This window comes from Pseudomonas ulcerans (genome assembly GCF_036324125.1).
In the GTDB taxonomy this organism is placed as follows: Bacteria; Pseudomonadota; Gammaproteobacteria; order Pseudomonadales; family Pseudomonadaceae; genus Aquipseudomonas; species Aquipseudomonas ulcerans.
Map to the genome: position 1 here is coordinate 171,273 of NZ_JAZDQN010000010.1, position 11,921 is coordinate 183,193.

Genomic DNA, 11,921 nt, shown 5'->3' on the forward strand with positions numbered 1-11,921 from the left:
ACAAGGAGTTTCACATGGCACTTCCCATTTACCTGACCATCACCGATGAGACCGGCAATCACCTGAAGGGCTCGGTCACCACCAAGGATCTCGAAGGCTGCATCGAACTGATCGAGTTCGAGCACAATGTGTCCCGGCCTACCGATGACAACACCGGCAAGTACACCGGCGAGCGGGTGCATTCGCCGATCATGTTCACCAAGGAGGTCGATGCATCCAGCGTTTACCTGGACCGTGCCGTTGGATCAGGCAAGACCTGGCAGGAAGCCCGCTTCGACTTCCAGCAGGTCTTGTCGAACGGCGAGGTCGAGGTGTACTTCAGCATGCTGCTGAAGAACGTCAAGGTGGCCAGCGTCACCAAGAAGATGCTGGACATCAAGGACCCCGACAACAAGGGCTACAAGCACCTGGAAGAGGTGGAACTGCGCTACGAGGAGATCACCTGGAACTTCAAGGACGGTAACCACCTGCATACCGACAGCTGGGACACCCGCCCAATGGCCGCTGCGGCCGGCTGATTCCAGCCAGAGCAAGTGGGCGCCCGTTCAGGGCGCTCATTCTTTCCACGGTTTCAATTTCCTTTTTGCCGCCCGCAATCCCGCCAAAGGACGCCTTGCATGGCCATCAGTCCCTCCCGTCTGCTACGCCGCCTGAACCCCTACTGCGCGGAGGCCCTGAGCGCCGCCGCGTCACTCTGCCAAAGCCGCGCCCACGCCGATATCAGCATCGAGCACTGGCTGCTCAAGCTGCTGGAGCAGGGCGAGGGCGACCTGACCCTGATCGCCCGCCGCTATGAATGGGACATGGACGCCCTGTGGCAGGGCCTGCTCGATCACCTCGACAGCCTGCCACGCCGGGTCCAGGCCCGGCCGCAGCTGTGTCCGCGCCTGCAGCAACTGATCAAGAACGCCTGGTTGCTGGCCTCGCTGGACGAAGACCACGAGCAACTGCGCTCCCTCCACCTGCTCGATGCGTTGCTGGAAAGCCCCGACCTGCTGGCCTGCGAGGCCGCCTGGCCGTTGCTCAGCATCAGCCGGGCGCAGCTCCAGCGCTTGCTGGTGGTGCTCGACCACCACTCCGAAGAGCGCCCGCAGCGACAACAGGAGATCGGCAGCGAGCGCGAGATGGCGCAACTACCCCAGGCACTGCCCGCCAACGGCGTGCTGGACAAATTCACCCAGGACCTCACCGCCAAGGCGGCCGAGGGCCGGATCGATCCGGTCTTCGGCCGCGACGACGAGATCCGCCAGGTCATCGACATCCTCAGTCGACGGCGCAAGAACAACCCGATCCTGGTCGGCGAGCCGGGGGTGGGCAAGACCGCCCTGGTCGAAGGCCTGGCGCTGCGCATCGCCGAAGGCAACGTGCCGGACAGCCTCAAGGGCGTCGCCGTGCGCGTGCTCGATCTTGGCCTGTTGCAGGCCGGGGCCGGGGTCAAGGGCGAGTTCGAGCAGCGCCTGAAGAACGTCATCGAGGCGGTGCAGCAGTCCGCGCAACCGGTGCTGCTGTTCATCGACGAAGCCCACACCCTGATCGGCGCCGGCAACCAGGCCGGTGGTGCCGATGCCGCCAACCTGCTCAAGCCGGCCCTGGCCCGCGGCGAGCTGCGCAGCATCGCCGCCACCACCTGGAGCGAATACAAGCAATACTTCGAACGTGATGCGGCCCTGGAACGGCGCTTCCAGATGGTCAAGGTGGACGAGCCGGACGATGCCGGCGCCTGCCTGATGCTGCGCGGTCTCAAGGCGCGCTACGCCAGCCATCACGGCGTGCATATCCAGGATGCGGCGGTGCAGGCGGCGGTCGGCCTGTCGCGCCGCTATCTCACCGGCCGGCAACTGCCAGACAAGGCCGTTGACCTGCTCGACACCGCCAGTGCACGGGTACGCATGAGCCTGGACTGCGAGCCGCAGGTGCTGGTGCGCCTCAAGGCCCGCCAGGCCGGGCTGCACCTGGAGCGTGAAGCCTTGCAACAGGATGCTGCCCTGGGCGCTGTCGAGGCCGTCGAGCGGATCGCTGCCATCAACGCTCTCTGTGATGAGCTGCAACAGCAGCAGGCCCGCCTGGACCAGCAGTACCGCCAGGAGTTGGAGCTCAGCCGGCAACTGCTCGATGCGCGCCAGGGCGAGGCTCCTTGCCTGGCTGCTTGTCAGCGCCTGCAACGGCAACTCGCCGAGGTCCAGGGTGAACAGCCGTTGCTCAACCTCGATGTCGACCCGCGTGGCGTCGCCGAGGTCATCGCCGACTGGACCGGCGTTCCACTCGGCAGCCTGCTCAAGGATGAACAGGCCGGGCTGTTGCAACTGGAGCAGCAGCTGGGTGCGCGCATCATCGGCCAGGACCCTGCCCTTGGCGCCCTGGCCCAGCGCCTGCGCGCGGCCAGGACCGGGCTCTGCGAAGAACAGGCGCCGCAGGGCGTGTTCCTGCTGGTGGGCAGCAGCGGGGTGGGCAAGACCGAAACTGCCCTGGCCCTGGCCGACAGCCTGTTCGGCGGCGAGAAATCCCTGGTCACCCTCAACCTCTCTGAGTACCAGGAGGCCCACACCGTCAGCCAGCTCAAGGGCTCGCCGCCGGGCTACGTCGGCTACGGCCAGGGCGGCGTGCTGACCGAAGCCGTGCGTCAGCGCCCCTATAGCGTGGTGCTGCTGGACGAGGTGGAAAAGGCCCATCGCGATGTGCTCAACCTGTTCTACCAGGTGTTCGACCGCGGCTTCATGCGCGACGGCGAAGGGCGTGAAATCGACTTCCGCAACACCGTCATCCTGATGACCTCCAACCTGGGCAGCGATGTCTTGCAGCAACTGTTGGAAGAACAACCCGAGGCCACTGACGCAACCCTGCAGGAACTGCTGCGCCCGCTGCTGCGCGAGCATTTCCAGCCGGCCTTGCTGGCCCGCTTCCAGACCTTGGTCTATCGGCCGCTGGGCGCCGAAGCGCTGAAGCGCATCGTCGACCTGAAACTGGCCAAGGTCGCCCGCCGCCTGCAGCGCCATTACGGGCTCGACTGCCAGATCCACGACTCCCTCGCCCAGGCGCTGGTCACCGCCTGCCTGCTGCCGGACAGCGGCGCACGCAATATCGACAGTCTGCTCAACCAGCAGATCCTGCCAGTGCTCAGCCAGCAGTTGTTGCAGCGCCAGGCATTGAAGCAGGCCGTGGCGCGGGTGCTGCTGGGCTTTGACGAGGAGGAGGGCGTGCAACTGACGTTCGACGAGCAGGGGGCTCAAGCATGACCGACATCGTCAGCCGCTACCCGTCGCCCACCACCCGCAATCCCTACCAGCTCAACGTCCAGAACGTCGACGTGCCGCTCGACATCTTCGCCTTCGAAGGTGAGGAGTACCTTAGCCAGCCATTCCGCTACACCATCCGCTTCAGCTGCGCCCTGCCGCAGCCCGACGTGGAGGACGACGACCCGGACCGCCCCAAGCCCCTCGACCTGGACAAGACCCTGTTCCTCAACCGCACCGCCCGTTTCGCCCTCTACGGTGAGCCGCCGGTCACCTACCCCTGGGAAGAAAAGAAGAAAAAGCACAACCCGGTCCGCGAACTGTTCGGCGTCATCACCTCGTTCAAGCGCATCCGCGCCACGGTGGACGAAGGCCAGTACGAGATCGTCCTAGAACCGCGTTTCGGCCTGCTGGCGCGCAGCAAGCAGACCCGCCTGTACCTGCGCAAATCGGTGCCGCAGATCGTCAAGCACATCCTCAAGGAACGGCACAAGCTGTTCAGCCACGAGTATTTCCTCGACCTGGACCGCGACTACCCGGTGCGTGACCACGTGCTGCAGTACGAGGAAACCGACCTGGCCTTCGTCCAGCGCCTACTGGCCGAGGTAGGCATCTGGTACCGCTTCGACATCAACTCCGAGCACCGCGTCGAGGTGGTGCATTTCCGTGATCTGCCGCTGCACGACCACAGGGTCGAGCTGCCCTACCTGCCACGCGCCGGCATGAACAGCAACGGCGCCGACTGCGTCTGGGACATCGGCACCCGCCACCAGGTGGTGGAAAAGGACCTGGTCTTCCGCACCTACGACCCGCGCCAGGCCAACAAGCACCTGCAGGGCGAAACCGAGCAATGGCGCCTGGAGCATTCCGTCTATGGCGAAACCTACGAATACGGCTGGGCCTACACCGAACTGGGCCAGATCTACTCGGACCGTCCGACCCCCGAGACCGGACGCTTCTTCGCCCGCCTGACCTACGAACGCAACATGAACCTGCGCAGCCAGGTCAGGGGTTTCAGCAGCAGCCCGCAGGTGGAACCTGCTCGCATGCTCAAGCTCCGCGGCGACGTGCCCGAGGACTGCGCCAAGAGCGTGATGGTGCACACCACGCGGATCAGCGGTGGGCGCAACAGGAACTACCTGGTCGAATTCGAAGGTCTGCCTTACGCCGGGCTGGTGGGCTTCCGTCCACCGTTGCAGCCCAAGCCGGTGATTGCCGGGACCATCCCCGCACGAATCACCAGCCGGCAGAAAAACGACCCTTACAGCCATATCGACCTGGAAGGCCGCTACCGGGTCAGCTTCATGTTCGACCGCGACACTCGCGAGCCCGGCTATGAAAGCCTGGCCCTGCGCCTGGCGCGGCCCTATGCCGGCGACCTGTACGGCCTGCACTTCCCGCTGCTGGCGGGCACCGAAGTGGCGATCGCCTTCGAGCAGGGCGACCCGGACCGGCCGTACATCTCTCATGCATTGCACGATGACCGCCATCCGGACCATGTCGCCCGCGACAACAACACCCGCAACGTGCTGCGCACGCCGAGCAACAACAAGCTGCGGATGGAGGACCAGAAGGGGCAGGAGCACGTCAAGGTCAGCACCGAATTTGGCGGCAAGAGCCAGCTGAATCTGGGGCACCTGGTGGGCAAGGATCGCAAGAAGCGCGGTGAAGGCTTCGAGCTGCGCAGCGATCACTGGGGCGTGCTCAGGGCGGGGAAGGGCCTGTTCATCAGTGCCGATGCCCAGCCCAAGGCCGAGGGCGAAGTGCTCGCCATGAACCCGGCCCTCGACCGCCTGCAGCAGGCCGCTGAACAGCTGGAAAGCCTCTCCTGCGACGCCGAGGCCAGTCGCGGCGACGCTGCGGACGTGCAGGCCCAGCTGAAGCTGCTGAAGGACGACCTGGAACAACTGAAATCCGCCGTGCTGCTGCTCAGCGCGCCCAAGGGCATCGCCCTGACCAGTGGCGAGCACCTGCAACTGGCAGCGCAGAACAACCTGCTGCTCAACGCCGGAGCGCACGCCGACATGAGCGTGGTCAAGCGCCTGTTCATCGGTGTCGGCCAGGGCCTCAGCCTGTTCGTGCGCAAGCTCGGCATCAAGCTGATCGCCAACCAGGGCCCGGTGCAGATCCAGGCGCAGCACGATACCCTGACCCTGATGGCCCGGGAAGGACTGGAGGTCGTCAGCACCGAGGACGAGATCCGCATCGTCGCGAAAAAGAAGATCACCCTGAACGCTGGTGGCAGCTACCTGATCCTCGACCCGACGCGGATCGAGGCGGGCACCGAGGGCGACTACTTGGTCAAGGCGCCAAGGGTGGCGTTTACCGGGGCGGCAAGCATGAGTGCGGCGCACCCGGAGTATCCGCTGAGTCAGTTCAAGCAGGCGCTGCGGTTTAGCGTCGACCAGGTCCCGAATGCCCCTGGTTTGAGCTGGGCTGGCATGCCTTATCAATTGTTTGCGGGCTCGGCGCTGCTTGCCGAGGGTGTGCTGGACGAAACCGGGCGCATCCAGGTCGAGCACCAGGCCGTTACCCACTCCTACCGCCTGCAATTGCTCAACGGTGTCAGCTACCAGCTTCCGGTGCCGGGCGACTACAGCAATCCGCAGCAAGCCCATCTGGCCAACGAGGGATTGCAGAACCATAAATCCGCGACCGCAAGTGGCCTTGTCCCACCCATGGGGCACACCGAGCAGAGAGGGGTCTATTCCGAGCTGCTGAACGGCAGCACCGATCTAAAAGGAGAAGAGCGATGAGTCAGGACGATATCGTTGTACCCATTTGTCTCAAACACACCAACCAGGCCACCTGCACCTCGCCGTGGTTCATGCAGAACACTGAGTACCACCCGGTCAAAGCGACGTTTCATCCATTGGTCAATGGCGAAGAAGCATTTCGGGCGGTACACGAGGCCATTGCTAAAGCCCAGAAGAGCATCGACATCAGTTGCTGGGGATTTCAGCCGTCGATGTACTTCATTCGTGATGGCAAGTCTCCTTGCATCGGCGAGTTGTTGCGATTGAAAGCCAAGGAAGGCGTGAAGGTTCGCGTTCTGGGTTGGGAAATGCCCCTCAACACTGCCGGTGCTGGTGGTGAGGCGAACCTGCCGGGGAAGGGCCTTCTGCGCATCAAGAACCGAGCGCTGCAAAGTTCGACCAAAGAGCAATATGCCTATGACCGCAAATGGTTCGCCGAGTGTTCAGTACTTGACCAAAAGGCACCAGGGAAAGCAGGCGACGGTATTCCCCTGTTTGTCAGTCGTGGTTTCACTGCCGCAGAGCGCAACAGGATTTTCAATGATGTAGACCAGAACGCGTTGGACCGGGACCTCAGCCTGGAAACCAAAAGCATCATGGCCGCCACGGTGACCCACCATCAGAAGACGGTGCTGGTCGACTATGAGCAACCCGAGGTCGCTGTCGGTTTCGTCATGGGCCACAACATGCTCGACGAGTACTGGGACACCGATGCCCACTCTGCACGAAACCGTACGGATGACAGTAAACCCGCTCCTGACCGGGGGCCACGTGGTGAGAAGCCACGCCAGGATATTTCCAGTCGACTGACCGGGCCGATCCTGGAGCATCTGCACCATAACTTTGCCCATTCCTGGCTCATGGAAACCGGTGAGGAACTGTTGGGCCTGAGGTCTGCGCAAGAGCTAGCCCGGGAGCTCGAATGTCACGACGGCACTCCGCAACTGGCCCAGTTGCTGCGGACTCAGGCCCAGGCAGGTACTCGCGATATCGAGCGTATGTACATGCAGGCGGCGAACAACGCTACGCAGTTCATCTACATCGAAAACCAGTACTTCCGCTGGCCACCTTTCGCCGAAAAGATAAAGGAAATCGCAGCAAAACAGACCGCCGCCGGACGTGACCCAGGCAAGCATGGCGCGTTGCATTTGTTCGTCCTAACCAACGCCGCCAAGGACGGTATTGGTCCGGGCACTGTGAATACCCAGCGCATGGTCGAAAGTCTCGGGCGTGCCGACACCATGCCTGAGATAACCAAGTTGCGCAGGATCCAGAAAGCGATCAAGAGCGACCCCTTGCGGCATCCCCGTGATATTCCGGAGCAGCTCAAGCTTGCGCAGCAGATCGAAGACATCAAGAAAAGCACGATAGTCCCGCGAGCCATACCCGGGCTCAAGGTACATATCTGTTCGTTGGTGGCGCCTGACACCATGGATTGGGACGACTGGGTTCCTGTTTATATCCACTCCAAGTTGATGATCGTAAACGACGTCTTCACCACTCTCGGCTCGGCGAATATCAATACGCGCAGTATGCAGGTGGATACCGAAATGAATGTTGCTCATGAATGGATGAGTGTTACTCGGGATCTGAGGCGGCGGTTGTGGGATCTTCATACTAACAAGAAGGGAGCGCAGGATGATCCGCGCCAGGCATTCATAAGTTGGCGGAGGATAATGAATAAAAATAGAGATTTGATGGGCGGAAAGAAGCCGCCAGAAGCTCCGTTGGTGGAGTTTTATTTTGGTTCTTCTGAGCTAAGGGATCAGGATTGATAAAGTGCATTTTTCTGTTTCTGCTACTGATGGCTGTCTGGAGTGGTCAAGGGCTTGCGTCAACGGGAAGGTATATTGATATGAATGGTATGGAAAAAACTGATAAAAAAATTGATTTTAATTGTCGGAGTGAGAGGTTTCCTGTGGTCTCGCCTGAGTCTGATGTTCTTTATTTATATGCGAGGTGGCTGCAGAAAAATAATATCCTGAGAATGGATTTGAATGTAAATTCAAATATTGAAAGGTTGTATCGGGTTGCTGCAGAACATGGGCACTCAAAGGCAAATGTAAATTTGCAAAATGGATCTATAAGGGGGGAGTTAAATCTGCGCGGTAGTGAACATTTGCGTTTTAGTGAAAGCTTGATAGAAGCTGGCGTAGCATCGGGATATAATTTTATCGCTATTTTCTTGGATCATGGTTTTGCCGGGCTGGAAAAAAATGAAGAGTTAGCGCTTAGGTACTACCGTAAGGCTGCTGATGAGGGAAGTTCAAGCGCTCAAGAATATGTAGCTAATAAGATTTATCCTATTAATGTCGCTCCTGATGTGGCGATGAAAATGCGTCTATGCGCTGCTGGGCAGGGAAATGGAAATGCTGCTGTGGCTGCCGCGATTCGATATCAAGGTCTCAAAGACTATGATAGTGCCCTGAAGTACTCTCAGATTGGAGTGGCTGCGGGGGATGAAAGCTCGGCTTATGGTCTGTGGCAGGCGTTCCGAAATCCGGACCCTAATGACGAGCTTAATTATTTGGGCCAACAAGAGGATCTTGAGCGCGCCCAACGCTATGAAAAAATTTGGGAAATCCTTGCTAATTACTCGTATGCAAATCCAAAAGTCCCGGAAATCAACGAAATCGTCCCACTCCCACCCGCCAAACTCCCCCCATGGGACGGCAAACTCCAATGGCTGGAAGAACGCCTCGCCAATGTCCCGCCCCCCAAGCCGGAAGAATGGTTGATCGAGAAACTGGCCAAGGAAAAAGGCTTGGATCCTGCCACCGGAAGACCCATGCCCGGTTCTCCGGCCTTCAAGGCCGAATACTTCCCTGCGGATACTTGCAACAGCAGTGATCCTTGCCCGCAAGAGGGCTATTGGAAAGTCATGTGGCCCGAACGTTGGGTGCGCAACGAGGAAGTGATTCAGCATTTCAATGAAGGTGATTTGATGCCTCATCCGGAAGGCAATTATTACCTTCATCGAATCTGGCCTCTGCCCAGAAAGCTGGTGAGAGGTCCGATATACGTGAAGTGGGGATTGCTGGGGTGACGGTTTCGTCAATGTCGGCTGGATATCAAGGATAACGTTCATGAGACGATTGATTTTATTATTGTTGCTAACGGCAGGTTGCCATGCGGATGACAGAAGTGCGGCTTCGAAAAGTAATCTTGGTTTGAGTGAGTCAAAGGTCGCTAGTGTGGATCTTGAGTTTACGTGCCAGGTCGAAAGGTTTCCTCAAGTGTCACCAGAGTCGGATCTGCTCTTTAAATATGCACGGTGGTTGCAGAAAGGTAACTTGTTGAAGGGGGATTCGGTCGTAAATGCTGAGGTTGAGCGCTTGTATAGAGTTTCTGCAGAACAAGGACATTCGAAAGTCAACATTAACCTGCAGAACGGTTCGATGCGTGGAGAATTCGAGTTGCGGGGCCATGAGCATCTGCGTTTGAGCCAGGAGTTGATCGATACGAATGTCGCTACTGGTTACTACTTTGTCGCTATTTTTCTGAGGCAAGGGTCTGCCGGGTTGGCGCAAGATGGCGAGATGGTACTACGTTACTTTCGCAAAGCTGCTGATGAGGGGAGTTCAAGTGCCCAAGAGTATGTGGCCAATAAACTAGCGCCTATTGATATTGCTCCTGATGTTGCGGTGGGTATGCGTATTTGTGCAGCCGGCCAAGGTAACGGGAATACCGCTGTCGCTTCTGCTATCCGTTATAAAAGAATTGAGGATTATGAGAATGCGCTGAGATATTTTCAGATTGCCGCTGCAGCCGGGCATGGGAACGGTGCATCATTTCTGGCAAAAGGTTTCCGAAATCAAAGTTCTCCTGATGCCTTATATTATCTTGGTCAACAGGAAGATTTAGAGCGTGCAGACCGCTATAAAAAAATTTGGCGAATCCTTTCCAATTATTCTTACGCCAATCCAAAAGTTCCTGAAATCAACGAAATCGTCCCCCTCCCACCCGCCAAGCTCCCCCCATGGGACGGCAAACTCCAATGGCTGGAAGAGCGCCTCGCCAATATCCCGCCCCCCAAGCCGGACGAATCGCTGATCGAGAAACTGGCCAAGGAAAAAGGCCTGGATCCTGCCACCGGAAAACCACTGCCCGGAACCCCGGCGTTCAAGGCCGAACACGTCCCGTCAGGTGCTTGCAATCACGATCAGCGTTGCCCACCCGAACGCTGGGTACTCAACAAGGCCCTGACCCCGCCTTTCGATAAAAGCGACCTGAAGGGGAGGCCAGACCATGCCGGTCAATCTGCGTGAACTCCCGGAACAACTCGGGTCCCCGGCATTTCCGGGCAAGGTCCGCTGGTTGCTGGTGATCCTGCTGTGTACCGCGACGGGCTTCGGCCTGGCGCTGCTGTTCCGGCCGGACGAGAGTCAAACGGATTCGCTGTGGTTCTGGAGTCGTGCCCTGGCGTTGCCGCTGGTTATCGGCGTGTTCCTGTATGGGCTGCGGCTGCTGGCCCATGAAAACCGCGAGGCCTATGTCAACGGCTGGAACAGCACCCGGGCAGACCTGGAATCGACCCTTATCGCGCAAGGACAAGAGGCGATTGCGCTGCTGGCGACCTCCTATTGCACGGCCGGTGGCAGCGAGCGCCTGGCCGAGTCGCTGCGCAGCGGCAGCAAGCCGTTGCAGACGGTATTCCTGCCGTTCAACGGCAAGACCATGCGCTGGAGCCCCTTGCTGGATCCGCAGCCGCTGACACCCGAGGAACATGCACTGCGGGTGCAGATCTGGCTTGACCGGGTATTGGCAGCTCCCGCCCTGGACCTCGAACGCTTGTTTCCCGGTCAGGCCGTGCGGGTGCGAATCCGCCATAACCGGGTGGTGGCCGATGATGTACTGCTTGATCTCTGGCAGTCCTGTGCCCGGCAACGGGCGCTGTACATCGAGTCGGTAAGCGTCGCCAGCGAGGACGACGGCCTGCTGTGGCTGGATACCTGGCTCGATCAGGAGAAGGCTTTTCCGCTGGTGCTTTCCATCGAGCTCAACCTGTTCGACAAGCCTGCCGCCGATCAGGCCGAGTCGATCTCGGCGGTGTTGCTGGCGCGTTCCGCCTTCTGCCAGGCGCAAGGCCTGCAACCCGCTGCCTGGGTTCACCGTCCCGTGGTCATGAGCTGCGAGCCCCATTCCCTGCGCGAAGTCCTGCTGTGGGGCGGGGTGTCTGGCGACGCTCTGCCGTTCGCCTGGCAGGCCCGGGTGCCGTCCGCGCTGCTGCGCGATCTGTCCAGGTCGCTGGCGGAGGAGGGGCGCCCGCTGGCGAGCGAGGCCAGCCTGTCCCTGGATGAAACCCTGGGCGCAGCGGGCAGCGCGGTCGGCAATATCGCGCTGATCGTTGGCAGCGAGCAGGCAGCGGCGGACCAGCAGCCGCAACTTCTGATGGTGCAGGACGGAACACCGCAGTGGTGTGTCGTCCGGCCCGTGCAATGAACGATCAAGGAATGCCGATGAAGAAGACTTCCGTCGCGATCTGGGTGCTGATCGCTTGCCTGTTCCTGGGCGGTTTCCTGCTGATCTGGCAGGACAACGACCTGGTGCGGATCCGCTCGGAGGATGCTCGCTGGATGGCCACGGCCGCGCTGCTGGGCTGTGGGTTTGTGCTGCTGTTCTTGCAGTGGATGGGCGTGCTGGGTAGCCGCAGGCTGGGTGCCGTGGACTTTATTGCGCCGCTGCGCAAGAAGCATCCCGAACCGGCTTACCGGCCTGACAAGCTCGCGGCCGGCACGCTGGTTCACCATTTGCGTGGTCTCTACGGCCCCCTCTGGCGCCGCAAGACCCGCCTGCTCCTGGTCGCCGGCGAACCCGAGCAGATCGAAGCCATCGCCCCGGGCCTCAGCGAGCAACGCTGGCTGGTGGGAGAACGCACCGTCCTGCTCTGGGCCGGCAGCCTGCGCAAGGATCCCGATCCCGCCGACCTCGACCT

The 11,921-nt window shown here is 60.2% G+C and carries 7 protein-coding genes and 1 pseudogene; all 8 read left to right on the forward strand.

The window, feature by feature from the left end; all coding sequences use genetic code 11:
• Positions 1–14: 14 nt before the first annotated feature.
• Positions 15–518: a type VI secretion system tube protein TssD gene (gene tssD, locus V0R59_RS12315; RefSeq protein WP_330074569.1), complete on the forward strand. Its 504-nt coding sequence runs from the start codon at positions 15–17 to the stop codon at positions 516–518.
• Positions 519–617: 99 nt separating this feature from the next.
• On the forward strand, positions 618–3,233 hold the full coding sequence (tssH, locus tag V0R59_RS12320) for a type VI secretion system ATPase TssH (RefSeq protein ID WP_330074570.1): 2,616 nt from the start codon (positions 618–620) through the stop codon (positions 3,231–3,233).
• Positions 3,230–5,986: a type VI secretion system Vgr family protein gene (locus tag V0R59_RS12325; protein ID WP_330074571.1), complete on the forward strand. Its 2,757-nt coding sequence runs from the start codon at positions 3,230–3,232 to the stop codon at positions 5,984–5,986. Before tssH ends, V0R59_RS12325 begins: the two co-directional genes overlap by 4 nt.
• Positions 5,983–7,761, forward strand: coding sequence for a phospholipase D-like domain-containing protein (locus V0R59_RS12330; RefSeq protein ID WP_330074572.1), 1,779 nt, complete (start codon positions 5,983–5,985; stop codon positions 7,759–7,761). Before V0R59_RS12325 ends, V0R59_RS12330 begins: the two co-directional genes overlap by 4 nt.
• Before the next feature lie 80 nt (positions 7,762–7,841).
• A complete protein-coding gene (locus V0R59_RS12335; RefSeq protein WP_330074573.1) occupies positions 7,842–9,032 on the forward strand; it encodes a DUF6396 domain-containing protein in 1,191 nt (396 codons plus the stop codon).
• Between the two features lie 40 nt (positions 9,033–9,072).
• The gene (locus V0R59_RS12340; RefSeq protein ID WP_330074574.1) at positions 9,073–10,254 is read left to right on the forward strand and encodes a DUF6396 domain-containing protein; all 1,182 of its coding nucleotides are present in this window, start codon (positions 9,073–9,075) and stop codon (positions 10,252–10,254) included.
• Entirely contained in the window at positions 10,235–11,428 is a 1,194-nt protein-coding gene (locus V0R59_RS12345; protein ID WP_330074575.1) for a hypothetical protein, read from the forward strand. Before V0R59_RS12340 ends, V0R59_RS12345 begins: the two co-directional genes overlap by 20 nt.
• Before the next feature lie 17 nt (positions 11,429–11,445).
• Positions 11,446–11,921: pseudogene (locus tag V0R59_RS12350) on the forward strand (hypothetical protein); the annotation flags it as partial.